Origin of the sequence: Bacteroides sp. NSJ-48 (genome assembly GCF_014287405.1) — a bacterium.
GTDB lineage: Bacteria > Bacteroidota > Bacteroidia > Bacteroidales > Bacteroidaceae > Bacteroides > Bacteroides stercoris.
In genome coordinates this window covers 18,182-45,020 of sequence record NZ_JACOOD010000019.1, presented here as the reverse complement: position 1 = coordinate 45,020, position 26,839 = coordinate 18,182, and the positions used below count along the sequence as shown (strand labels likewise).

At 44.3% G+C, this 26,839-nt stretch carries 15 protein-coding genes; all 15 read right to left on the bottom strand.

Annotation, left to right across the window (positions count from 1 at the left end; translation table 11 throughout):
* Positions 1-46: 46 nt before the first annotated feature.
* On the bottom strand, positions 47-2,194 hold the full coding sequence (locus tag H8S52_RS10750; RefSeq protein WP_186909790.1) for a hypothetical protein: 2,148 nt from the start codon (positions 2,192-2,194) through the stop codon (positions 47-49).
* 134 nt (positions 2,195-2,328) lie between these two features.
* Positions 2,329-5,190 carry a glycoside hydrolase family 2 TIM barrel-domain containing protein gene (locus tag H8S52_RS10745; RefSeq protein WP_186909789.1) on the bottom strand — a complete coding sequence of 954 codons (2,862 nt, stop codon included), beginning with the start codon at positions 5,188-5,190 and terminating at the stop codon, positions 2,329-2,331.
* 115 nt (positions 5,191-5,305) lie between these two features.
* Positions 5,306-6,595, bottom strand: coding sequence for a polysaccharide lyase family 1 protein (locus H8S52_RS10740; protein WP_117955660.1), 1,290 nt, complete (start codon positions 6,593-6,595; stop codon positions 5,306-5,308).
* A gap of 130 nt (positions 6,596-6,725) precedes the next feature.
* Complete coding sequence (locus H8S52_RS10735; RefSeq protein WP_186909788.1) at positions 6,726-8,705, bottom strand: RagB/SusD family nutrient uptake outer membrane protein; 1,980 nt, start codon at positions 8,703-8,705, stop codon at positions 6,726-6,728.
* Positions 8,706-8,722: 17 nt separating this feature from the next.
* The gene (locus tag H8S52_RS10730; RefSeq protein WP_117741578.1) at positions 8,723-11,965 is read right to left on the bottom strand and encodes a TonB-dependent receptor; all 3,243 of its coding nucleotides are present in this window, start codon (positions 11,963-11,965) and stop codon (positions 8,723-8,725) included.
* Between the two features lie 242 nt (positions 11,966-12,207).
* Positions 12,208-13,134, bottom strand: a complete 927-nt coding sequence (locus tag H8S52_RS10725) for an AraC family transcriptional regulator (protein WP_005652799.1) — start codon at positions 13,132-13,134, stop codon at positions 12,208-12,210.
* A gap of 147 nt (positions 13,135-13,281) precedes the next feature.
* A complete protein-coding gene (locus H8S52_RS10720; RefSeq protein ID WP_186909787.1) occupies positions 13,282-14,604 on the bottom strand; it encodes a glycoside hydrolase family 105 protein in 1,323 nt (440 codons plus the stop codon).
* Positions 14,605-14,621: 17 nt separating this feature from the next.
* A complete protein-coding gene (fucO, locus tag H8S52_RS10715; protein ID WP_186909786.1) occupies positions 14,622-15,776 on the bottom strand; it encodes a lactaldehyde reductase in 1,155 nt (384 codons plus the stop codon).
* An 11-nt stretch (positions 15,777-15,787) separates the two neighbouring features.
* Entirely contained in the window at positions 15,788-16,597 is an 810-nt protein-coding gene (rhaD, locus tag H8S52_RS10710; RefSeq protein WP_005652802.1) for a rhamnulose-1-phosphate aldolase, read from the bottom strand.
* A 35-nt stretch (positions 16,598-16,632) separates the two neighbouring features.
* Positions 16,633-17,664 (bottom strand): L-rhamnose/proton symporter RhaT, encoded by a 1,032-nt coding sequence (gene rhaT / locus H8S52_RS10705; RefSeq protein ID WP_186909785.1) that lies wholly within the window; start codon positions 17,662-17,664, stop codon positions 16,633-16,635.
* Positions 17,665-17,754: 90 nt separating this feature from the next.
* On the bottom strand, positions 17,755-19,008 hold the full coding sequence (locus H8S52_RS10700) for an L-rhamnose isomerase (protein WP_186909784.1): 1,254 nt from the start codon (positions 19,006-19,008) through the stop codon (positions 17,755-17,757).
* Between the two features lie 31 nt (positions 19,009-19,039).
* On the bottom strand, positions 19,040-20,506 hold the full coding sequence (locus tag H8S52_RS10695; RefSeq protein ID WP_186909783.1) for a rhamnulokinase family protein: 1,467 nt from the start codon (positions 20,504-20,506) through the stop codon (positions 19,040-19,042).
* 131 nt (positions 20,507-20,637) lie between these two features.
* Positions 20,638-22,158: a glycoside hydrolase family 28 protein gene (locus tag H8S52_RS10690; RefSeq protein WP_186909782.1), complete on the bottom strand. Its 1,521-nt coding sequence runs from the start codon at positions 22,156-22,158 to the stop codon at positions 20,638-20,640.
* Between the two features lie 58 nt (positions 22,159-22,216).
* Positions 22,217-24,052: a silent information regulator protein Sir2 gene (locus tag H8S52_RS10685; RefSeq protein ID WP_186909781.1), complete on the bottom strand. Its 1,836-nt coding sequence runs from the start codon at positions 24,050-24,052 to the stop codon at positions 22,217-22,219.
* Positions 24,049-26,838 (bottom strand): glycosyl hydrolase, encoded by a 2,790-nt coding sequence (locus H8S52_RS10680; protein ID WP_186909780.1) that lies wholly within the window; start codon positions 26,836-26,838, stop codon positions 24,049-24,051. The genes H8S52_RS10685 and H8S52_RS10680 overlap by 4 nt, the downstream gene beginning before the upstream one ends.
* Position 26,839 lies beyond the last annotated feature (1 nt).

Genomic DNA, 26,839 nt, shown 5'->3' with positions numbered 1-26,839 from the left:
GTCCCAGATTAGTTATATATAATAATATTTATATACAAAGAGGCGATTACGGCATCGGCTTCAAACCTTCCCAACGCACATCCCATGTACCGTCTTGCGGGAAACCGGGATTTTTCACCTCACACCCGTCCCAACCGGCACACATCAGCGCCACGGCAGTCAGCAAGCCGCCATTGCCCGGCAGGTAGCAACGCAGACGTCCGTCCTGATAATTGTGTCCGTTCAACAAGTAAGTATTGGTGCGCTTATCCATCAGCAAGGCGCCTACAGCCTTTTCTGGCTCACCCAGCCGAGTGGCATTCATAGCGGTCATCGGGTAATCCCAGCCCCATGTCTTGCCCCAGTTCCAGTTGTCCCACACCCAATGAAGCGTATTCTTCATATAGTCGGCACGTATCAGCTTGTTCATCGGCAGGATACCCACAGAGCCAAGCACTGCCATGTGGTCGCTGGTGAAACGGATATCCTTGTAAGTATCCACTGCATTTTCGGCAGCCAGATAAAGGCTGTCTTCATTATAGGCCAGCGGAGAGAGTTTGTCTATCATCTCATCCCATTCCAGATTACGCTTTTCACCGACACGTTCACGCCACTGCTGAGCCACATTCATGGCATAATGCCAGTAAGAGAGTTCGAACGGCGGATTGATGGTAGTAGCCGCACGCAATGTTTCTTGTGCGGGAATAGCGCCTTTCAGGATAAAACGTCCATGGAATTCATCGTAAGTGGCGAAAGAATACATGAACTTTGCAGTTTCCTGCACCAGATGATTGTATTTCTTAATCACCTCATCCGAAGGATTGGCACGGTAAACGAGTTCGGCCAAATAGATAAAATGCGGTTGCTGCCAAATCAGGAAACTGCCTACATTAGACGGAGCTTCCGTTCCGCTGGGATCGGTCATTTTCATCCAACGCACTCCGTCGAATCCCTGACGGCGGGCTATCTCACGGGCAACAGGTTCGACCGTTTCGTACCAGCCGAGTGTACGGTCCAGCAATTCGGGATGCCCCCAAAGTGCCTGCCAAGCCTGATGCCACCATATCATTTCGAGGTGGAACTTGCCAAACCATGAATTGTAGGTTAGCCCTGTTTCCTGCGGCGGAACACTGCCTGCCGACTGAATGGCGAGCAGGTATTGGCTCAATACGACACGGCGTTCCAATTCTTTGGCACGCGGGTCGGTACAATGTGAGAAGTCTACAGCCGCACCGTTCTTCCAGAAATTGTTCCAATAGCTGTTGCCGGCTGCCAGAGTTTCGGCGAAAGTAGGCAGAGTATCGGCAGAAGTATAGACAGCCGGTTCACTCTCGAATACAGTTCCGGGAAAAGCGGACGTAAACTTGCAAGAAAAAGCGAGTTTATCTTCCGCCGGTGTCAGTACAAAATAGTTTGCAGACTTCTCCTTGAGGGAAGCTTTTCCTTCCCAACGCAGAGATACATAATAAACGGTAGAATCGAGTGTACGTTTGAGAACTGCACTTTGCGCATTCTCAAAGACTATATCTGTAGTGTGTTTGTTGTTGGCATCCCAATTGCAGGCATCATCGGCATGAGCGCCCGTAGGGTATGGAAAATGCAGTTTCACCCCACCACGTGCCGGACTGGTGATACTGGCTGAAATCATGTCCATTTGCGGATGACATACGGTCTGTACATCAAAGGCGTTGCCTTTCAGTGTGAAGTGACTGTTGATGACACCGTTCCACATATCCAATGTCTGGGCAATATCGGTAATGTCAGAAGTCTTCACATCATCGCCCAACTCCAGTCCCACGATACCCAAATGCAGGCGATGAGGGTTCATGCGATACCAATTGGAAGCTTCTTTCTGACGTCCGTCTTCTTTAAACTGACAAGCGTATATTTCTTTATGTCCACGACCGAAATCGTGTTCTTTCAAGTATTCTTCCGGTTTGTATTTATTGGGATTACCGAAACTATGCCAGCCCCATTGACTTTGCGTACCCAATGGCACACCTTTCTTATATACTAAGGGAAAAGTCTGGAGACCGGTAGCATCCACTGTAAAGGCAAACTCACCGTTGCCGACCGACAATGATGCCAATGAATCAAACGAAGATACCTGAGGGTTGTTACGGGCAACCAGCGCCTCACGATCTATCGGCGCTTGCTTTTCCGAACCGCAAGCTGCCAAGACGACTGCAAGTAGAGAATAAAACAGTTTTTTCATGGTATTTTTAGTGTAAGTAATATATCTCATAGTTGTGAACGAAGCAAAGATAACGCATTTCCGCCAAACCGATTCTGTCCGGTTTGGCGGAAATGCTAAGAGAAATGATTATCGGGCATACACTGCCCAAGCTGTCACAGAAAGTCAAATGCCAACTCCAGTTTCAACCCCTCATCCCCTTTTTTGATACGGATAGTTCCAGGCTGACTCTGCGGCCCGTGCTGACTTATCGGCTTAAAAGAGCGAATGGCGGGAATATCCAATAAGAAAGAAAGATCCCCGGCCGGAAAGTCCGGCATTGTACGGATACCATCCTGACGCCCACGAGGTTCATCCGGAGTGAATACACGAAAGAACACTCCGTCCGTAGCCGCATAGACGGTAAAAGCATTCTGCTTGCCTTGAATTGTGGCCCAATAAAGATTGGCGTGATACCCTTTAAATTCCGGATAGACCAGTTTGTCCGCACTCTCTCCGGTAACAGTATTATTAAAGTCTTTCTGCCAGATACCGTAATTCGTACCCGGAATACGGTTCTTCCACACACGGTAAGGACCGCGCCCCAACCAACGCATACCTGTACATTCGCTTTCAGGATAAGAGAAGGTAAACCCGAAGTTAAGTATGGCATTATCCGTAAAAGCATCATCAAAGCCGCCACCGCCCGATGCCCGGTTCAGCAATACGGCATCCATCTTCAACAGCCCGTCCGGACGCAAACGCCACACAACGGAATCCGCTCCGCCCCGATAACGGGCACAAAGGATAGCATCACCTCTCTGCTCCATACGAGCGGAAAGGGACACCAGTTTCATTTGCATTCCTACAGGCAGCGGACCGTCTTTCAACGGAATTATCCGGTTGTCTTTCTTCCGCAATACAGAATATATGGTAGCATCGTTTCGGCGAAAGGATATGTCCACCCAATCGGAACACAACGTTATCAAAGAATCAGCCTCGTTCACGCAACAACCTTTTCCTGTTCTTTTCAAAGAAGCCAGTTGCCCTTCAAAATAGCTTCTCGCAAAACTGATGGGATACGTACGCGTACACACGCTCTTTCCATCCAGTCCTATAGCCTCCAATTCCAAAACATCTCCCTTAGAGAAGAATTTCTCCCGGATTTCCGGATTCTCCCATGCAGCTATACAGGCATATCCGGTTTCACCCGGTTCCAAAGCAGGCAAATTCACCCGACCGCTGTCTACTGTGCATCCCTCAGCCCTGCTCTGTAGCGGAGAAGGATAGGAAAGGACGCGATAGCGCATGGAACACTCCTTCAAATTAGTAAACAGATAACGGTTCTCCACTAAAAAACGGCCATTGAAAGAAGGCGTTAGCTGGAGAGGCTTTATCTTTATAGGCGACCATATTTCCCGTACGGAATAGAAACTGCCTTCTTTCTCCCGATAAGGACCTACAATACCGTCAGGCGCATTATAATCTTCACTGTCCAAAATGCCGTTACAGTCTGTCCGGCGTACAGCTTCATCGCTATATGCCCATAAAAAACCTCCGGCAAACAAAGGGTGTGCCGTATATCGCGCCCAGAAATCCTCCAGTCCGGCTCCATGTCCCTGGTCGTACAGACCATGCATAAACTCTGTCGGCATGAAAACCTTATATCCGTTGGTGAAACGGCCTACACCGGTCAGGTAAGCCGGGTAATGGTGTGTATCCAATTCATCAAAGTCCGCCCAAGGATGAATGACATGACGGCGTTGCGGATCATAACGGTAGAACAGTTTGTCCGTAGCCATGTTCCACCCGCCCTCATTTCCATTGCTCCAAAGTACGATACATGGATGATTTACATCCCTTGCTATCATTTCTTTTACCAACTTGCTGCCTGTAACAGTGTCGTAAGCATTCTGCCAGCCCGCAAGTTCATCAATATAGAGCAATCCCAACGAATCACAAGCATCCAGAAAATGCTCATCGGGTGGATAATGGGAACGCACGGCATTCATATTCATTTCTTTAATGAGCAGGGCATCTTGAATGCTGAGTTCCTTATTGGTGGTACGCCCGCCATCGGGGTGAAAAGAATGACGGTTTACGCCTTTCATCACCAGTTTCGTACCATTCAGATAAACACCGTCGCGTGGACGAAAGTCAACGGTACGGAATCCGACGCGGACAGATGTCCGGTGTAAAGCCTTCCCTTCTTCATTCCGCAAGGTAACAATGAGATTGTAAAGCCGAGGTTTTTCCGGAGTCCAAGGTTCTACATTTTTCCAAACATGAGCAAACACACTGTCATGCCCCACTTCCCACGTCCGAACCTCCGAACAAACGTCCGTTCCTCCCAAAGGATGTAAAGCAGCCGTTAACTTTTCCTTCCCTTTCACTCCTTTCAGCTCGGTATAAAGCTTCATTTCTCCATCCATTTTCGCATCCACTGCAATATGTTCGATACGTGTCTGAGGTTTGGCTTCTAACCATACAGGACGGTAAATCCCCCCAAACAACCACCAGTCCGCCTTACGTTCGGCCGCATTCACCGACTTATTTCCGGAATGTTTTTTTACCCGTACTTCCAGCTTATTGGCAGCACCATATTTCAACAAAGAAGTTATGTCGTAGGAAAAACGATAAAATCCGCCCCGATGTGTTTCTCCGGCCGAAACTCCGTTTACAATCACATCCGTATCTGTCATAACCCCATCAAACCACAAACGTATGTTCTTACCTCTCCAATCTTCCGGTACACGAAATGTATGACGATAAATCCCCTCTTCCATACTGGGATTCTTAACCCCCTTCTTCTTATACCAACGCCCGTAGGTATATTCACCAAAACCCTGCAGCTCCCATTGAGAAGGCACTTCTATCTTACTCCACTTCCCGCTGTTCCTACCCTCGGAACAATAAAACTGCCAGGTTACGCCATCGCCCAGTCCGGTACCGGAAAGATAACGGCGCTCTGTCTGCTGAGACCATACGCAAAGAGCGGACAATAGTCCTAAAACAGTAAAAAAGATTCTTATATTCATACTTCTTTTATATGGATTTTAATTCTCGAAAATAATAAATTTGAATTCAATATAAAATCAGTGTAAGTAATATATTGATTTTGAACAGAGTCAGAAATACCAAGGGAAATAATGTTCATTTTTCCAAAAGTCCGTTCAGATAAATCTCAATATTAGTGTAATTCTTATCCAACGTATAGGTGGAAGCATCAGAGGCATCATCCGCATTCAATCCGTACCGACGTTCCCACACGTCAGGCATTCCGTCCGCATCAGTATCACGTAAAGGCTTTCCAACTTTCAACACAGGCCATCCGCCTACCTCTTTCGGAGAATTGATAATCCCCTTTAGACCAAATGTTCCAAGCCCTTTCTTTACTTGGCGCAAAACTTCTTTGTCGTACATGTCACGCGAGAAACTACACCCTACCTCCTTTAATATTTTATGATAGGCCACCACCGGTATATCTTCTTCAATGGGCTCATACGGAAAAGGACTATCAACCAAACAAGAAAATCTATCCATCACAGCACGATGGTTGTCATAAGTCACAGTATCATCCCCTTCCATTACGTTTTCTGCCACATAGTAACGGCCGGTACCGTCTTCAGCCACATCAAGTAAACGATGATGCTGAGAGGCAGGCCCCGGCTTATAATAATTACCCACCATATTTATCTCACCATGATGTCCACCACCATAGGCAGTTTTAAATCCCCAATTATACACCACATTATTACGATAGTCTACCCATTTAGTTCCATCAACAGAAGAAAACCGGGGATTACGGCTGGCATGATTTGCCAACAGGTTATGATGGAATGTAGCCTTATACCCTCCCCAAATACCACCAAATCCATGATTACCTTTCGTATGGACTGAAGAATTCAGACTATGGGTTACCAGACACCATTGTACGGTAAGATTTTCTGTTTTATAGATAGAAAGACATTCGTCTATACTCCAGCTTACAGAAATATGATCCAGAATTACATTCTTCTGCCCATAACGTCCTCCACTCAAACCATCACTATCTAAGCGATAGCGATCGCCCACACGGACTCGGACATAACGGATAATAACATTGCTTGCATTAACAATTAACGGATAGTCCTTTAAACAGATTCCATCACCCGGAGCAGATTGACCGGCTATGGTAATGTTGTCGTTATTTATTCGAAGTGGAGATTTCAATTCAATATTACCGTCTACGGCAAAGACTACGATGCGCGCTCCTGTTTGCTCTACAGCATGCCGCAAACTTCCTTCGCCGCTGTCGTTCAAGTTGGTTACTATTAACACTCGTCCATCACGCCCGCCAGTAGTGTATTTGCCATAACCTTCTGCACCAGGAAAAGCAAGAGATTGCGCTTGCACAGAAAAAGCTACAATAAGCAAGATAATGCTAAAACAAACTTTCTTCATAAAACAAGTTTTTATTGAAAAGGCATAAAGTATATTCCGTTTTTGGGTTAAATATAATATAGAAAAGGTGGAACTCAAGTACCGAGTATCCACCTTTTCTCTTTACTAATCTAATATCCAATCATTACTTTTAGTAACAAGGATGTTGCTGATCTTTTAAACCAGGATTAACATCAATAATAGCTGTTGTACTGAACGGAAGAATCTCTACTTTATTCTTTTCCAAACCATAGAACATATTAGTAATGAAGTTATTTACATCACTTATACCTTCCACCTGCTCAACAGAAAGTCCACCCTTGTTTTTAATCGTGTGACAACCGAACATATTTAAAATAGTATAAGTTACGGCAGTAGCATTCTCCTGCTGCGCCTCAGGCATGTCATCTTTTGTTAAATAAATATTGCCATTTACATCCTCATAAATCTCCTTTTCTACAAAACCACCGTTTACTCCATCATTTTGGATTTTCAGCGTTTTGATTTCATCGTTAGTTAAACCAAATTTTGAAAAATCTGATTCCTTTAATGTAATATAAGGCAAAGCGACTGTAGGATCTTGGTAAACAGCTTTACCGCCTTTATAGGCACGGTAGACATCAACATCTGCATATTTACCTTCACGTCTTGCCAACTGGTATAATTTATCTTTTTCAGCCATCAAATGATCATAAAGAATTCCCCAACGCGTTAAATCTGTTTTACGCAAAGATTCATTAGACAGTTCCAACTTGCGTTCTAAAATAATTTCATTCTTGAAAGCTGTATACTCCGTAGGTATAGGCTTAATCTTACTTGCATCTTTCTTAAAAGCACGCAAACGGACTTTTTCCAAAGCATCAACGGCATCTGGAGTAGCATATCCATTTAATTCGTTCAATGCCTCTGCATACATCAACAGTACATCCGAATAACGCAATAACGGGAAATTAATATCGCGGCGACTATCGGAAGTACCTCTGTCTTTACACCAATTGATACGATATTTACCTACCCCTGCGCCAATATATGTATTCATTTGATACTTGCCATCTGTATAAATGCCATAATTACATACAGAAACATCACGACGTTGGTCACCATCGGCATATTCAAAATAAAGAGTAGGCATTGCTATCATTTGTGCACCACCTTTACCAAAAGTGCCACCAGAACCATTTGTAGGAATACCATTTACATAACCAGTACGTACATCCGACGAATTTGCACCATACCAACCATATTCCAACATCGTTTCTTTATTATACTCTTTGGTTGCTAAATCACGAAATACCTCTTCATAACTATCCAACAAATCATTTTCCTTTTGCTTTATTATTTCGTAACAAGCATCAGCAGCTATCTGATAAAGTTCTTTGATGCGATTTTGATCATCACGTTGTGCTATTCTAACAGTTGCTGCATCATAGGGCACAGTATTCAAATCCCAGCGCAAAGAATATCCGGCTGCATACAATGCCACACGCGCTAAAATACCATAAGCAGAATTTTTAGTGAAACGTTCCGGAGTGCTTACCATTCCTTCACTTTTCCAAGGCAACAATTCTATTGCATCTTGCAGATCTTTCACACAGTTATCCCAAATTTCATCTCGACTTACACGAGATGAACTATAACTATTCAACTCAGAAGTAGGTATGTTAGAATAAGGAACATCACCATAAAAACGTACCAAATTCCAATAAGCATAGGCACGAATAGCCAATGCTTCGCCTAAAAGAGCATCACGTTTCTTTTTTTCTCCTTCTGCCACATTCATTAACGGCAAATTTTTAATACAGACATTACTGTATTCTATTGCCTTATACATACTTGAAAATGTAGAATTCAACATCGAAGAAGTAGAAGTATAATCATAATTGGAAACATTATACTTAGAATTAGTTTCTGAAGAACTAGATTCATCTGTTCCTTCTAATAGTTGATAACCTAATTCTTGAGTAAACAAGCTAGGATAAGCACCAACTACAGTCATTTCTGCACGTCCAAGATTTTCAAACAGTGTCTCACTATCAGCTTTTGATTCGGAAGGCATATCCAGCCAGTCCTGACAAGAAGTAAATGTCAACAAGCATGCTGACGCAGTTAAAATAGTTATTATTTTTTTCATGACCTTCATTTCGATAATTAGAATGTTAAATTAACGCCTAAAACCCAACTCTTTGAACGGGGATAAGCCGAATTGTCAATGCCAGGAGTCAATGCACTACTTGAAGCGGATACTTCCGGATCGTAACCATTATAACCTGTAATTGTAGCAATATTATTCAATGTACAATAAATACGTGCATTACTTAATTTTGCTTTTTGTATCCATTGTTTAGGGAACGTATACCCTAAAGTTATTGTACTAAAACGTAAATAAGAACCATCTTCAATATAATAGCTACTATGATCACTGATAGCAGTCTTATTATTCTCTGAAATATTCCACATTACATTTTTGCCAAATTGCCCAGGATTCAACTCTGCCAAACGAGCCAAATTTGTAGTTTCCTTACCTGTTTGCGGATCAACCAATGTAAAACGGTTTTTCATAATCGCCAATGAGTTCTGATTAGACAGATAAGGGCCTATAAAACGTTGTGTACTCATATTGAAAACATCATTTCCTACTACAAAATTCATAAAAATAGAAAGGTCAAAACCTTTGTAGGTAAAAGTGTTATTCAATCCACCGGTAAATTTTGGAGCTGCATTTCCTATCACAGTACGATCGTTTGTTGACCATACAGGATTACCATTGCTATCTGTTTCACCAGCTGTAGGAACGTACTTGGCATCGCCCGGTTTAATTTTCTTACGATCAAGTCCTTTCAAAGAAGCGACACCGTCTTTTATTCTATAAGTACCATCAGCCTGCTGGTTAAAGTCATCAGTTGTATATACTCCGTCATACAGAAGTCCATAGTATTGTCCCAATGGTTTTCCTACCTCAATCTTATACCCCATGCGCGACTCATAGTCTTGTATAAAATAATCCAAACTCTCATCTCCATATAGTTCCAATACTTTAGAGCGATTGATAGCAATATTAAGATCTGTACTCCAAGTAAAATCCTTAGTACGAATATTGGTTGTATTCAATACTATTTCAAATCCACGGTTACGAATAGAACCTAAGTTCTGATATTGGTCTGCATAACCTGTAGTAGTAGGAATTTTATTTTTAATCAAAAGATTAGAAGACTCATTATTATACCAGTCCAAAGCTAAGTTTACACGGCTGTTGAATAACGAAATATCCAAACCTACATTAGTAGTAGTAGTTTTTTCCCATTTCAGATCCTTATTTCCCAATGTTGAACCTGGAACAAATGTGATATAATCTTGACCTGCTATACCGTAATGACCTGAACCATAGCCCGTAGTATACATATTATCATCAATGTTATTATTACCGGCCGTACCATAACCTACGCGTAATTTCAAATTATTCAAGAAATCAACATCTTTCAAGAATTCCTCTTCTGAAATACGCCATGCAGCTGAAGCAGAGGGAAAAATACCCCATTGGTTTCCTCTTGCAAACTTGGATGAACCATCAGCACGTAATGTACCTGTAAATAAATAACGTTCCTTAAAATTATATGACAAACGACCAAAAACAGAAACCAAACCTTCCTTATTCTTTCCTGATTTCCATTCATAAGGAGTACCCATAGCCACATCGTTTAGCTCAAAATTACCAGAAGGAAATTTACGGTACTCATTATCTAAATTCATTTTCTCTTGATAATAAGTCTCTTGTCCCAACAAAACGCTAAAGTTATGTTTATTATCATCCAAATTAAACGAATAGTTTAATGTATTCGTAACCTGCCAAGAAAACTTTTCACCGTTATTACGATAACCATATCCATAAGGACTTTGATTTGCATCAGCCTGTCTGGTAGAGCCGTCATCCCAATAATCCTCGCGAATCTGTTGCCACATATAGCTAGCGGCCGTACGAAATGTCAAATCTTTCATTAAATCAATTTCCAATCCTGCATTTACAGTAGCCATACGGGTATACTTTTCTTGTGCAATAGCCATATTGTCCAACAAAGGATTATTAATATCATAATTATCAGCACCCGGCATATCAGAATACGCGTCAGACAAATCCTTATTCAACATTTCTTCTTCAGTAAACTTCACACCACCTGTAATTGGTTGCAAAATAGTCTGCTTCAATTTTCCACCTAAAGAGCCACCACCTTCAACTTTAGTCATCTGCATACTTGAAGAAAAATCAAAACGTACACCTTTCCACAATTCGTGATTGATTTTAGCACGGATACTATTCTTCTGATAGCCATGCTTATCCATAATACCATCTTCACCAGTATAATTATAACTTAACATATACTTAGTCTTTTCAGTACCACCGGTTATGTTTACGTTATGATTCTGCGTAACACCTGTAGAGCCAAAAACTTCATCCTGCCAATCAATACCTGCGCGATTACCATATTCTTGAGCAATACGGCTATAAGCACCCGTATAAAAATCTGCATCATTGATATTTCCTCCAAATAGATTGGCAAAACTACTTTGATTGCCGCGAAGCAACTGAAACTCATACTGGTACTTTACATAATCTTCTACACCCAGCAAATCTAATTTCTTGCCGAGACGGTCAAAACTAACAAATCCATTATAAGAAACTTCGGTTTTTCCCGATTTACCAGATTTCGTAGTAATTAAAACAACACCATTTGAACCACGAGCACCATAAATAGCTGTAGCAGAAGCATCTTTCATCACATCAATACTCTCAATATCATTTATGTCAACATTTTGAAGACCGTTTTCCATTTGAAAACCATCTACAATATATAACGGTTGTGTACCTTGTGTTATAGATGTACCACCACGTACAGTAATATTAACTTCAGCACCCGGAGCTCCACTTTGCTGAACTATATTAACACCAGCAGCTTTACCTGCCAATGCCTGTGCAGCAGTTGTAACGGGAGCCATAGCCAATTCTTTACTACCCACAGAAACGGAAGAGCCTGTTAATTCTTTACGCTTTACCTTTGCATAGCCAATTGCAACCACTTCTTCCAACATTACTGAAGATTCTTTCAATGTAATGTCAAAGTGGGTTTTGTTGCCAATCACCACTGTTTGGTTATCATAACCGATAAACGAAACGACCAGTTCCTTTGCAGAAGCTGGCAAAGAGAGAGTAAATTTACCATCCATGTCAGTAATAGTACCAACACCAGTATTGCCTTTTACCATAACAGAAGCGCCAATCACGACATCCACTGCATCACGAACTGTACCTGTAATTGTTTTGTTCTGAGCAAAAAGACTAAAAGGAAAGCTTATTAATAGAAGCATCAACAAGCATAGTTTTTTGTGTAAAATTCTCATAGACTATTAATATAAATTGGTTGATTAATTAATTCAAGATTAACAGCCCGATACAACTATTATTGAGTATCGAACTTGTAAGCGCAAAAATAAATACAATCATACCTTACAAAAATATAACTGCTGACACAAATACTTTCTTTTTTGACTTTCTCCTAAGAAAAAAGAAGCTTTTCACCCAATAAAAATCTGACAATCAAAGCTTTTATAACAATTTTGATAGTAGACTATTCTTTTTGACATTAATCAAAATCCTCGTTCTCCACCTCAGTCTCCCGACCAAAAGAACGATATTCCAATGGGGTAAACCCTGTGCGTTTTTTAAATAATGAAAAGAAATGTTCGGTAGATTTATAATCGAGCATAAAAGAAATCTCTTTAACGGAATGAGAAGTACCAACCAATAATTGTTTGGCTTTACGCAACTTCAACTCCTGGAAATATTTAGCCGGTGCATAACCTGTATAGTCCTTGAATACTTTCCGGAACCAGGAATAGCTGATATTCAATTTCATAGCCAACTCTTCAGGATCAATATCCTTAAAGACATTCTCATTCATTATAATCTTGGCCTGCTCAATCTTCTGATCAACATCGCCCACCTCAAAAATTTTATTTTTAGAAATGGACAGTATCATACCTACTATGTGCAGCACTATACCGCCAAGATACTGTTGAGAAGATATTTTATCCGCTTCCGCTATTTCCAAAGCACGGGAAAAAAGAGAGACCAACTCCTCATTCAAACCCACCTCAAGCACTTGATTGTCTTTAGACAAGAAACCGCCTTTCACCAGATTATCAATGACAGGACCTTCAAAACCGATATAATACTCGTTCCATCCGGTTTGGCGATAAGGGTGATAAGTATGCCATTGACCGGGAAACAATACCATCAGACGTCCTTTGCAGACCTGCTTTTCCGGTGTTGTTTCCGAGGAAAACAATCCCCGTCCTTTCGTGATATAAACCAATTGATACTCACGCAAGACACGTCCTTTCTGGGCATTAAAGAAATAACCGGAAGGATGATCCTTCAATGGATACGGAGAGTCCGGCTGAATGGATTGAAAGCCGACAGTATTTACCCACAGACCAAACTTTTGGTCCATGTCATTTACGATAAGATACTTAAATTCCACTCCTAAATCATTGTAATTCTTAGTCATACCACGTGTCCTTCATGATGGGTTCGGGACAAAAATAGGAAATATTTGTGAAATAAGAGATACCTATGGAAGATTTAATAAAAAAAGTCCCGTCTGGAAGTATCTTTGTGTTTCCAGACGGGATTAACATACTATCTAAAAGGATTATTACTTTTTGACTACAATTTTATCGTATTGCTGTTCAGCCTTAATCTCTGTATACTTCGGCGCATCCATCATTTCAATCAATGCGCGGAGAACAGGTCCTTCACCCATCGGATCATTCTCTTGGGTAGGACGGTTGTAGTAGTATGCAGGCGACGGCATGATACCCGTTCCAACACAGATTTTGGTCACATCGCCTTTGTCGGACATCAGTGTCATCATTCCTTTCAGCCCCTGCTCGGCAGCATAAATGAAATCAGGATGCAGCCAACCATGCTTTACACCACGTGCGATACCAAACACAAACATGGCCGTACCCGTAATTTCCTCATAAGAATCTTCCTTGTCAAGAAGCTGATGCCAAAGACCGTTCTTACCCTGATAACGCACTACACCGCTACATTGACGGCGGAAGCACTCCAGAACCTCAGGACGCATGGGATGATTCTGCGGCATCACTGCAAGCAAATCGGCAGTTGCCATGAAAACCCAACCGTTGGCACGGCTCCAATGAGCAACACCGTGCTCGTCCGTATCCGTATGATAGCAATGATAGAGAATCCGTTTTTCGGGACACCACAAATATTTGTGATATTTGATTACCTGATTGGCAGCATCATTGATATAACTCATGTCACCGGTCATCTTAGCCATACGTGCAAGGAAAGAGATAGCCATGAAAGCATCATCTGCCCAGATGGTATTTTCATGAGGCCAGATACGGGCAATAGTACCGTCGGCCAAACGAGGCTCGCCATAGTTCAAGTGCTCGGCTGTTTCATTAATATAATTCAAGAAAGAATTATTCGGATGCTTTATCTGCAGGTCAATCAGGCTGGCTCCCATAGGACCGTTATCATCCAAACGCTTTCCACGGAATATCATGTGCCAACTCAACTTACGAACGCCATACCATCCTTCATTTTTCATTGCCTGCTCATACTGCTTCTTAAAGAAGTCAAGATTACCCTCGTTAAATACGAAATTCATATTTTTAAGAACGTAATCATCATACTTCTTCGCTCCCGTTTTATCGGCCAATTCCATTAAAGCGATATGGGTTACTCCATTGGTATAATGCCAATTATTGTACTTACATGCAACCTTGACATTCATATCCAAAGGCAAGTTCTTGACAGACTTATAGGTTTTACCGGTCTTGGTATTCTTAAACTCATAAGTAGTAGTTGCAAGGATACGGTCTGCTATTTTCACAGCAAGGTCAGAAGCCGAAAGCTTAGCTTCTGCTGCCGTCTTCATTGGTGTTTGCGAAAAAGCAGTGACAGCTGTTAAAAACAGCACACATGAAATAATAGTTTTCTTCATGGTAATTCAAATTATAATTAAAAAGCTTTACGATACAAAGTCTCAATATCTTCGACAGAAGTAGGACGAGGATTACCGCCCGTACAAACGTCATTGAAAGCATCAACAGCCAATTGATGCAAATCTTCCTCTTTTACATTTATCTCATGTAGCTTTTGAGGAATGCCAATGCTCAATGACAGCTTCCGGACTGCATCCACAGCCGCACGAACTCCCTCAGCCTCGGTCATACCCACCGTATCTACTCCCATAGCTTTAGCTATATGAATATATTTGGGAGCAGCCGGAGACTCTGCATTATATTCCATCACATAGGGCAAAAGCAATGCATTGGCAACTCCATGCGGAGTATCATAATGAGCACCCAACGGATGCGCCATAGAATGAACAATACCCAAACCTACATTACTGAAACCCATACCGGCAATGTACTGAGCCTGTGACATCGCTTCGCGAGCTGCGGTATCATTGCCATTGTCTACCGCAGCTTTCAGATTAGCGGCAATCATCTCGATGGCTTTCAACTCAAACATATCGGACATCGCCCAGGCGCCCGGTGTTATATAGCTTTCAATGGCATGCGTCAAAGCGTCCATTCCTGTTGCAGCAGTCAGCCCTTTCGGCATGGAATACATCAGTTCCGGGTCTACAATCGCCACAACCGGAATATCATTAGGGTCTACGCAGACCATCTTCTTCTTTGCACCCTCATCAATTATCACATAATTGATAGTGACTTCAGCGGCTGTTCCAGCCGTTGTAGGCAATGCAAAAGTCGGGACAGCCTTATGACGGGTTTCAGCTACACCCTCCAATGACTTCACATCCGCAAAATCCGGATTATTCACTACAATGCCGATACCTTTTGCCGTATCAATGGAAGAGCCACCGCCCAGCGCTACAATAAAATCAGCACCGGATGCTTTAAAAGCGGATACGCCATTCTGTACGTTCGCAATCGTCGGATTTGCCTTTACATCACTGAAAAGCTCATAAGGAATACGATTCTTTTCAAAAACTTCAATTATTTTGTCTGCGACTTTAAAACGGATCAGGTCTTTATCTGTCACAAAGAACGCTTTCTTAAAACCTCTACGCATGGCTTCCACCGCAATTGTTTCCCGACATCCTGCTCCGAAGTAAGAGGTTTCGTTCAATATCATTCTGTACATATACTTCACTCTTATTTGGGTAAGTTAAAAGCCACAGTCATCTCTTTCATTTGTTCCTGACTCATTCCGTCCGGTTCAAAGCCCATGTTTTTAGCTGCAATGTAAATCAGTGCAGATTTATTCAACACATCTACCTGGTCAAAAGCAGACATAATATCCACATCTACAGCAAAGACTCCATGCTTTTCCCACATAGCTACATCATAATCGTTCAAAGCCTCAATAGTAGCATCAGCCAATTTTACCGAACTTGGCAATTCATAAGGAATTATACCCAATCCACGAGGACAGAACGCCTTTGTTTCCGGAATCATACTCCAAAGCAGATTGGTAGCCACATCCTTCTCCAGGAACTTCTTGTTATGGGTCATAGCAATCAATTCGATAGGATGTGTATGCAAGGATGCTCTGTAAGGAGAACCTTTTTCAAGCAGATAATTATGCACGGCAAGATGAGAAGGCAATTCCGATGTAGGCATTACAGGCTGGTCTGCTATAATTACGTAGCTGGCACAGTCATCCAGAATACGAATTATTGAACCGTTTGCCATAGGCCAACGTGCCAAATCACGCATACGCATCTGAGTACCTTTACAATAAAAATAACAACCTTTCAGATAAGGGAGTACCTTTCCTATCTGTTTTACTTCGCTGATAGCCGGCAAAGCCCGGATTTCATCATCTACATATTCAGTGATGTTTAAAGTTATATTACCACCATTACGTTCCGCCCAACCTTTTTGCCAAAGATAACCGGCCACTTCTGCCGCCTGATTGACTTCATAAGCCAATTCGGGACGATTTTCAAGAATTGATTTCATGTGTCTATTTAATTACAGTTTATTAGATATTATTTTTATGCTTGCGCCATCGCCACTACAATGATAGAAGCGATGAGAACGGCCACCCCCAATATCAATACACCTATTGTACGGGAACCGCATCCCTTCCATTCTTTCAGCAGGATTCCCCAGACATTACTGAATGTAACATTCAGCGACATCAGTATACTCCAGGAGAATGCAAGCAATATCGGACTACCGCCTAAGAAACTCTTACCCATTTCCAGACCGAAGAATTGCGAATACCATAATACTCCGGCAAGAGCACAGAACAAAACATTATTCACAAGGACATCGCCGCTAACCGACAAATACTCCTTGCCCGTCCTATTCTTTATATTTTGCTGGATACAATAAGCCGCATTCGTACAGAACCCGCCCAAAGTTACCAGAAAGATAACAGGAAGTCCGGCATACAACGGAGCCACCCCACCTGCCAGCGCCGCCTCCTTAATAGGCGTTCCGGCATCCAGGCCGAGAGCAAAACAGGCACTCATCACACCTGCCAGCAAAGCAACCAGCAGCCCTTTTGTCAACGCAAAATCTTTCACGGCAGCCTTTTTTTCCTCCTCACTCATATTTCTGGAGCGTAGGCTGCCCGCATAACCGATAATGGCAATTCCCGCCAAAGTGATGCAAACACCAATAAGGAGCATCAGACCGTCACCGTGCAGCAAATCTTTCCCTGCAAACAGAGCCGGAAACAGAGTTCCGAAACCGGCACAGGTACCCAAAGCTATACTTTGTCCTAAAGCAACGCCCAAATAGCGCATACTCAATCCGAATGTCAGACCGCCGACACCCCAAAGGACACCGTAAATAATAGCCGACAATGCACCACCGGCTCCCCAAAGTTCTATCAGGCTGCCATCGGCAGGAATGGCAAGTAAAGCACCGAGCAACGGAAAGACGAGCCAGGCAAAAATGCCCTGTACCAACCAGAAGTTTTCCCAGGACCAACCCTTGACTTTATTGATAGGTACATACGAGCTGCTCTGCCCAAAACTTCCCACAGCGATAATTAATAATCCTATTAGTGTATTCATGATAATCAACGGTTAATGTTCTATAAGTAATGAAAGTAGCGGGCAAAGATATGCTTTCCCCGCTAAACACTATCACTAACTCTGATAAACTTAGTTACGTCTGGATGTAACCTCAGCTTCGTATTTCTCTACTTCAGCAATGAATTCTTCACCTACCGGAACATTATTCTTCAAACAGAACATATCCCAAACGGCATTCCAAGGCAAAGCTTTAGCTTCTTCCAACAGGGCAAGACGCTGGAAGCCCTGACCGGCAGCCTCATACTCGCGAAGTTTAGCCAACGGTTCCAGCAATGCCCGCAACATACATTTCTGTGCGGCACGGGTACCGATGACATAAGCGCCTATACGGTTGATGGAAGCATCGAAATAGTCAAGACCGATGTGTACACGGTCCAAGGCATTGCAACGGACAATCTCCTGGAAGAGTTCGAGAGTCGGGTCATCCATAATAGTCACATGGTCGGAATCCCAACGTATCGGACGGCTTACATGAAGCATCAGTTCGGGTACGAACAACAACATGGACGAAACTTTATCAGCAGCACTCTCCGTAGGATGGAAGTGACCCGTATCGATTGTTATCAGTTTCTGGTGCTGCACGCTATAACCTACACAGAATTCATTAGAGCCCACTGTATAGCTTTCCAGACCGATACCGAATACTTTAGATTCCAGACAGTCCTTCATATTTTTATATTCCGTAGCAAAAATCCGGTCGAGAGAGTCTTTAAACAGTTCACGGTATTTCATACGGTTTACCGTAACATCCTTGCTACCGTCGTGTACCCAAAGATTCATGATGCAAGGATCGCCCTGACGACGTCCCATCTCTTCCGCAATGGCACGGCAACGTTTGGTATGTTCAATCCAGAAATCACGGATGCCTTTATCCGGATTGGCTAAAGACAAGTTACCGCTTTTAGGATGTGAGAAAGAAGTCGAGTTGAAATCCAGTTTCATCCCGTTTTCAGCCGCCCATTGCATCCAGCTTTCAAAATGTTTCACTTCCACCTGGTCACGGTCAACAAACGTACCGCCGAAATCACCGTAAATTTCATGCAGGTTCAAGCGATGTTTGCCCGGTATATAAGAAGCGGCCTTTAAGATGTCGCTACGCAATTCTTCCATATTACGGGCCTTACCGGGATAATTACCTGTAGTCTGGATACCGCCGGTCAGCGAGCTGCCCGACTCAAAGCCGATAACATCATCGGCCTGCCAGCAGTGCATGGAGATTGCAACCTTCTGGAGCTGTTCCATTACCTTTCCCACATCTATCCCAAGAGCAGCATAACGTTCCTTTGCCACTTCATAAGCCTTTGTTATTAGTTCTTCTTTCATGATACTGATTTATTTAATATGATTTTAAACATTAATGATTCATTGTCACCTGTTTGAAGTGTAAATATGCGGCATCCCACACGTCCGTATCTTCCGGATAGAAAGTTTCCAAAGAAATAGAACGATTGATTAACTGGCGCATGGAAGCAATATCCTTTGCCGTTCCCGCCGCCAATGCCTGAATCATGATATTACCGATTGCCGTAGCCTCAGACGGGCCTGCCACAACAGGAATACCGACTGCATTGGCTGTCCAACGGTTCAATAATTCATTACGGCTTCCTCCGCCAATAACGTGAAGTGTCTCTATCGGGTGAGGAGAAAGAGTGCGAAGATTATCCAAAACCTGACGATAGCGCAGAGCGAGGCTCTCAAAGATACAACGTACAATTTGCCCCCGTGTATGCGGAACAGGCTGATGAGAATCCGAACAGTACGTCTGTATAGCCTGTTCCATATCGGCCGGATTGGCAAACAGGACATCGTCAGGATTAATCAAACTGCGGAACGGCTCACTGGCATTCGCTTCGGCTATCAGTTCCGGATAAGATGTCTGTCCCCACGCCGCACGGCAGCGTTCCAACAGCCACATCCCACAAATATTTTTCAATAGACGGATAGTGCCATCCACACCGCCTTCATTCGTAAAATTCAAAGATTCGGTTTCCTCTGTAATAACCGGTCCCTTCGTTTCCACTCCCATTAAAGACCAGGTTCCGCTGCTCAGATAGGCAAAATCAGGATTCATTGCAGGAACCGAAGCCACAGCAGAAGCCGTATCATGCCCGGCAACTGCAATTACAGGTATATCTCCCAATCCGGTCATGCGCTGTACTTCCTTTGTCAATGTTCCTATTTTCTCACCGGGATAAACAAAACGACCGAAATTACTTTCCGTCAGTCCGAGTTCGCGCAATAAAGCATCTTCCGGTTTACGGGTGTTTGCATTGACCAACTGCGCCGTACTGGCAATGGTATATTCCGTTACCATTTCACCGGTCAGCATATAACTCAAAGCATCCGGTATAAAAAGCAATTTATCGGCAGCAGCCAATGCACTGTCATTATTACGTCTCAATGTATCAAGCTGGAACAAAGAGTTGAAATTCATCACTTGAATACCCGTCCACTCATAGACCTGCTTGCGGGCAATCTTTTTAAAGAAAGCCTCAGGCGCTCCGGCCGTATGAGGATCACGGTACGAATAAGGCTGACGAAGAAATCCGCCGTCTTTACCTACACAGACAAAATCCACTCCCCATGTATCAATACCGATGGAAGTAATTTCCACATCCTTCTTCTGAGCGACTATTTTCAGTCCTTCGATAATATGCCGGTAAAGTTCATATATATCCCAATAAAAATGTCCGCCGGTTTCAATCAGATGATTCGGGAACCGATTCACATCTTCCATTTCCAATCCTTCCGGTGTGAAAGTTCCCAAGATGGTACGGCCGCTGGTAGCTCCCAAATCGACCGCAAAAAAACATTGTTTCATGGTAATTAGTTTTAGTCGCTATTTCATGATACAAAAATAGGGGAATCATCCCCTATTCCTTGTACTTATTTTGACTGAAAGGGTGTCAGATTTGACAATCCGTTTCATCCGCTATTACCACATCCGGTCTTCTATTTCACATCCTCACAAAAACGGGTGACAATCTGCTCGCCTTCCGTATTCCGGATGGTTACGTTCTTCATCGTAACGGCCTTGCTATAAACAAATTCAGCTCCCAATCGGGAAGTTATATCAACATCTTCCAAAACCACATTCTCAATCGGCATTTCCGGGATACCGTTGAAGAACAATGCACGACGGGCGCCTGCGCATACCAAATTCTTCACATGAATATTCCGGAAACAAGGAGTTGTTTCATCCACAGGAAGAGGCTCTACTTTAGCCGGAACTTTTTCACCGCTCTCCAACACTTCAACGGCAGATTTTCCACCATAATAAAGATTGAAAGTAATCGGTTCGGTCGGAATATCCATCATAGACACATTGGTAATCCATATATTTTCAACAATACCGCCACGACCGCGCTTGCTCTTAAAACGCAGTCCCACATCCGTTCCCAGGAACTGGCAATTGCTGACGGATACATTACGTACCCCGCCACTCATCTCACTGCCGACAACGAAACCGCCATGGCCTTTAAATACCGTACAGCCATCTACCACTACATTTTCACAAGGACGTGCACGACGGCGGCCATCTTCATCCTTACCGCTTTTCAGACAGATTCCGTCATCCCCCACATCAAAGGTAGAATTCACAATCAGCGCGTTTTTACAAGATTCCAAATCCAGTCCGTCACCGTTCTGCGCATAGCTCGGATTACGCACCTGCACATCTTCAACCAGCACATTCTCACACATCAGCGGATGCAGGTTCCATGCCGGAGAGTTCTGGAAAATCACCCCTTGCAACCACACATTCTTACACTCTATCATACTCACCATCACCGGACGAAGGAAATGACGGACACTTTGCCACTCTTCTTCCGTTTTCAGATTTTGGGGGACATTCATATTGCTGATAGTATCCCCTTTCAAAGTTTCAGGATAAGGGAACCAGTAGGTAGGACGTTTATATACACCGCCACGGGCTGTTGTCTGCTTCCAGACGCTCTCCGTAACCTTCTCACGCTTCAACGGACGCCAGTAATGACCGTTTCCGTCAATTGCCCCTTCGCCGGTTATAGCTACATTTTCCAGGTTACGGCCGGAAATCGGAGACTGGCAACGACGGGTATCCAACCCCTCAAATACTGTTTCCACCAAAGGATAGAGATCCACATCAGGAGAGAAAAGGATAACAGCCCCTTTTTCCAAATGCAAGTCAATATTGCTTTTCAATACGATCGGCCCTGTAAGCCAAACACCGGCAGGAACAACAAGATGTCCTCCCCCTTGTTCGGAAAGGGCATTGATTGCATCGGCAAAAGCCGATGTACATAGAGTTTCCCCATTACCGACGGCATTAAACTCTTTCAGATTGACCGTACGGTCGGGAAATCTCGGCGCTTCCACACGAGGCATGTCAAAAGGCAGGTTACGATAGACAGCTTCATACTTATAGTCCGCAGACTGGCAAGAACTGAATATCCATAAACAAACAGCAGCAATTACATACAATGATTTTGTCATTCTTAATAGCGTTTTAAAGTTAGCAAACATACCGGAACATCTTATTCCGATACATGTATTAATTATCTCCTAAATAATAAGACGGTACGGGTGCTTGAGGATACCCCATGCTACGATGAGCCACATAACTACGGTACAAAGCGTCCTGCATCAACGTTACCCTACGGTCTGTCGCAGGAATATCGGTGCGGTAAATACGCAGTTCGCCGGGCAAAGCCGTTATCAGTTCCTCACGCCAGTCACCTTCCATATCAGCCATCAGTAATATATCCCCCTTGATATTTTCCGTTAATATCTCACCTTTCCATTTCCAGATGCTCTGGCTACGTCCACCGGAAGAAGAGCCTGCTCCCCAACGGTTATTGTCTCCCTTAAATGTCTCACGCAACAAATCAGCATCCCACCATATCCAGTTACGGCAGCCGGGAATCTCATCTTGAGCTACTTGCAGTTTCTTCCCGTCGGCAGTAAGCAAATATCTGTCGGTACTTCCCCCCTTACGGTCTTCGCTGGCAAAACACTCCAAACCGGGATGAGCAGGATCAAAATCCGTTACCATACCGTCACCTACATGATAAGTAGTATGACCGATGCTCCATATCAATTTACCCGTAGCCGCATCCACTACTGAAACGCCACGGCCATCTTCCTTTTTGGGTTCACTTACCATAAACACCTGCATACCTTCCCTATCGGGATGCAACTTGCAAAGATATGCCTTGTCGCTATGTCCCAAGCCCGAAGACCACAAAAGTGTTCCGTTATCATCCAGCATACAGGAACCTAACATAACCTCATCACGGCCGTCACCGTCCACGTCGGCAGTAACCATGCTGTGCGCACCCATACTACGGACAACAGGATTCTCCTCATCACCGTCCCAACGCCATGCACGTTCCAATTTACCGTTTTTCAACATCCAGGCATCCACAACCATCAGCTTGTAAGTGCCGCGTGCCGCCAATATAAACGGCGTCTTTCCGTCTAAATAGGCAACCCCCATCTGATTACGATTCTGACGAATCAGATTTCCGTAACGGTCATTGCGCTCAGGCCAATCCACCCGGTCTATCTCCTGTCCGGTCATGCCGTCCAGTACGGAAAGATATTCACTCCCGCCGCAAACACGTCCTTTCTCGTTTTTCACATAGTCAGTGCCTGCTGTTTTAATCGCCACCTCAGCCTTACCGTCACCATTGAAATCGTATACGATGAAAGGCGAGTACCAGATACCCGGTTCAATCCCCGGTCCCATATCGTATGTCCATAGGTAAGTACCGTCACTCAAATAAGCGGATATTTTATACGTTTTCCCGGTAGTATCACCCGGCATGCCCGGATCTACGTTCGTTTCGGGAGTACGGACGATATAATCATAAGTTCCGTCCCCGTTCAGGTCGGCCAATGCTATCTTTCCTGCTTTTGCATTATCTTTCAAGCGGATAGAAGTATAAGGCTTCAAATCGGACAACACAACCTTCCGTTTTTCCGATACAACCGGCTTCTGTCCTTTTGCAACAGCTCCCACCCAATAGACGGCTTGTGCATGAGGAGCGGTGTCCACAAAGTCACAAGTACGGGCAACGGCCTTTTTCGTCAGGCGACAAACCTTTCCGCCCACCTCACGATATACATGAAAAGCCGTAGCGGGAGCATCCGATGCCAGCAAACGCCAGCTGAGATACACGGATTTGCCGTCCCGGGAAGGGGCAACCGCCAGTCCGCGATTTAAATTTTCAGTAATCCGCTCTTGGGCAAATCCCTCTACCAACGGTTTCGGTTCATGCTTAGGATCAAGGATTTCATAGAAATAGTTTCGTTCACGCGGGTCTTGAGCATATAAGGAGCAGAAAGCGCAAACAAGCGCTACTCCGCCCAGACTGATTTTTTTCATTGCATTTCGTTTTTAGTTATCTTCAGCGGTATAATACGTACAGGGCCTAATAATCCGCTTGGCACAGGTTCCCAGCCGGCATAAGTCCCTTTTTTATAACCAAGCGCTGCAATATTTATATCTTTGAAGATGCGCCACTTCACTCCACGGCGATCCATATCGGCTATGCGATTGGCAGGAAGGTTGGTTACTTCTATTTCCAAAGTATTCTTTCCCGGACACAGGTATTGCCCGACGGAGCAACAATAGGGTACAGCCCATAAAGTGGCAACATTCCGGCCATTGATACGTACACGGGCACTTTCACGGACATCGCCAAGTGAGAGTAACCAGTCCTGGGCCGAGGCCGGATTTTCAATCACAAAAGTGGTTGTATAACAGCCTGTTCCCATCACCGTTTTAGCACCTTCAAAGGATAAATCCGTCCATGAGCCCAAAGCAACGGAATCCGGCACACTATGTACCGCAGGAGCGCTTTCCACAAACCGCAGGTTCCATAAGCCGGACAGTTCGACAGCTCCCCGTGCAGCAGTCTGATACTTCCATTCCGGAGCCTGTACGTCAGCTTCCGTAAAAGTTTTCAATATGGCAGATTCTCCGGAAGCCAATTGCAAATAAACTTCCGTCTTTCCATCCTTCTGACGCAAGCGAGCCTTGCCGGAAACGCCGTTCATCGGATTATAAAGCATGGCCGAACGTGCAGGCACAGCCAACGGTATCCAACTTTCCGTATCTTTTCCGGTCAGTGCGGAAATGAAATAATGATAACCTTCCGGATTCTTCCGACGGATACAGCTCAAATCAAAAGAAGTTTTCATCGCTTCCGGTATAGCAACAGTCTGCGCCAGTGTACGGACATAATCCGTACCGAAGAACACCGTCTTACCTTTACCTTGCTTATTTCCTAATTTCTTTACCTGCTCCAGAGTACCCTTAAAGTCCGTACGGCGCTGTTCCAACCTGGCATACCCCGGAACATCCTCCGGATACCGGTCCAGAAACACAACGGTCGCCCCCTCTTTTGCCAATTCGAGCAGGCGGGCAAGTACGTCCGCAGGCATTAAACGTGCACCGGGAACAACCAACGCTTTATAAGCTGTTCCGCCTGACGTCACAATTTTCTTATCACGGCAAGTGGCCGTACGAATGAAGTTATCGGAAATATAATCCATATCATAACCGGCATCGTTAATGCGGTGCACCGCTTCTATAAAGCCCGGAGCACGCCGTGCCATTTTATGAATATCAAACATCAGCAGACGTCCGTCCTGCTCCTGCCACATATCATATACCGGCAAATACACAAGGAAGTCATTATCCGGCTGTCCCATCTGCAAAAAACTCTGGCAACGGGATATATATTGAAAGAAAGCAGGCGCATCACGCCAGATGCTGTTCGTCGGACTCATATCCACCGTAGCATAAAACTTCCAGCCGGGCCAGGCAGCCTCAGCAGGAGAATAAGTCGTACCATGGAAAAAAGTATGGTTGACACCGGAAACGAACATGAGGTCGATATCCGGCTTGCACTGTGATAGAGAAGTGCGGAAATGTTCCGTCAGCCAAGTAAAAGTTTCCGAAGAGGTATAAGGTTTACCGGCAATATGAGCGCCCGAAGATGCGTATTTCAACATGGAGAGGTCGGAATCATTGGGACGCGTCAGCGAATCCTTACGCAATCCCCGTATACCGAAATCAGACAAACCGAAACCTTCGCACTCCGGAATATCCACCGTAGCATAAAGGTCTATCAGATTTCCCGGCGAGCCATGAGCCTGATTTCTTGTTTTAGCTCCGTGCCGATGCGCCCACTCCGTCCACTGACGGGTGAAATTCTCCTGCAACAGTTCACCGAGAGTTTCACGATAATCGGAGATGATACGCCGGGTCTTGTCCGAACGCTCCCCTGCCGCCAGAAACTCCGGCAGGTGCTCTTCCAGTTTATAACCTCGACGCGCCAGGAACTCATCAAAAAGTCCTTCCGACCAGTCCGCCCCGTAAACCTCATAGGAGTCGTTAAAGAAATTATGGGGATAAGCTGTAGCACCACCTGCCGTATCCTTGAACTTTCCGTCAAAAGCGCGTTCAAAGCGTCCGAGATAGTTTTTCACGGCACGGGCCGAGAAATGATTCATCACATACCCCTCACCGCCGGGTGCCGCACGCTTCACCTTCTGCAAAGTCTTGCCGCAAAAGGCGGCAATCAAACGCCAGCTACCTTTCGGAGCTTTCCAGCATAACATTCCGTCTTTTACCTTATCCGTCAAATCCAGACACTTCCCCATATCGGAAAAGGCCATCAGACGTTCCAGTTTGGCATAAGGCTTTTGTTTTTTATCGGCAACCTCAATTCTCTTATCAAGCGTATTCCCGCCTTCTAACCGATATTCCGTAACAAACAGTTTGCAGGCGGCATCCTCTATCCCCACTTCAGGGCCTCCGAAAGGCCAGCCGGTACCGGTGTTCATATCAATCTGCATGCCCAGACGGGACGCTTCACTTTCCGTATATTGCAGCATCTGCATCCATCGGGGGGAGAGAAACGGAATATCCTTCGCATCATTTCCCTGTACGCCATAAATCGGAGTAATCTCCATCGTACCCATTCCCGCCGCAGCATATGCTTCCAGATTACGGGTCAGGTTTTCCTTATCCACCGCACTTCCCATCCACCACCAGCGTGCAGCCGGTTTGGCATCCAAACCAATCTCCGGCCACGAAACATCTTGTGCAGACAAAAAACCTGCACAAAATGCAAACATGGCAATACAAAACAATCGATTCATA

Excerpts from the sequence above, each read along its gene's own strand:
- H8S52_RS10750 (WP_186909790.1), bottom strand. The coding sequence starts at position 2,194 with ATGAAAAAACTGTTTTATTCTCTACTTGCAGTCGTCTTGGCAGCTTGC.
- H8S52_RS10720 (WP_186909787.1), bottom strand. The coding sequence starts at position 14,604 with ATGAAGAAAACTATTATTTCATGTGTGCTGTTTTTAACAGCTGTCACT.
- H8S52_RS10725 (WP_005652799.1), bottom strand. The coding sequence starts at position 13,134 with ATGACTAAGAATTACAATGATTTAGGAGTGGAATTTAAGTATCTTATC.
- H8S52_RS10695 (WP_186909783.1), bottom strand. The coding sequence starts at position 20,506 with ATGAAACAATGTTTTTTTGCGGTCGATTTGGGAGCTACCAGCGGCCGT.
- H8S52_RS10680 (WP_186909780.1), bottom strand. The coding sequence starts at position 26,838 with ATGAATCGATTGTTTTGTATTGCCATGTTTGCATTTTGTGCAGGTTTT.
- H8S52_RS10740 (WP_117955660.1), bottom strand. The coding sequence starts at position 6,595 with ATGAAGAAAGTTTGTTTTAGCATTATCTTGCTTATTGTAGCTTTTTCT.
- H8S52_RS10735 (WP_186909788.1), bottom strand. The coding sequence starts at position 8,705 with ATGAAAAAAATAATAACTATTTTAACTGCGTCAGCATGCTTGTTGACA.
- H8S52_RS10685 (WP_186909781.1), bottom strand. The coding sequence starts at position 24,052 with ATGAAAAAAATCAGTCTGGGCGGAGTAGCGCTTGTTTGCGCTTTCTGC.
- H8S52_RS10730 (WP_117741578.1), bottom strand. The coding sequence starts at position 11,965 with ATGAGAATTTTACACAAAAAACTATGCTTGTTGATGCTTCTATTAATA.
- fucO (WP_186909786.1), bottom strand. The coding sequence starts at position 15,776 with ATGTACAGAATGATATTGAACGAAACCTCTTACTTCGGAGCAGGATGT.
- H8S52_RS10690 (WP_186909782.1), bottom strand. The coding sequence starts at position 22,158 with ATGACAAAATCATTGTATGTAATTGCTGCTGTTTGTTTATGGATATTC.
- H8S52_RS10745 (WP_186909789.1), bottom strand. The coding sequence starts at position 5,190 with ATGAATATAAGAATCTTTTTTACTGTTTTAGGACTATTGTCCGCTCTT.
- rhaD (WP_005652802.1), bottom strand. The coding sequence starts at position 16,597 with ATGAAATCAATTCTTGAAAATCGTCCCGAATTGGCTTATGAAGTCAAT.
- H8S52_RS10700 (WP_186909784.1), bottom strand. The coding sequence starts at position 19,008 with ATGAAAGAAGAACTAATAACAAAGGCTTATGAAGTGGCAAAGGAACGT.
- rhaT (WP_186909785.1), bottom strand. The coding sequence starts at position 17,664 with ATGAATACACTAATAGGATTATTAATTATCGCTGTGGGAAGTTTTGGG.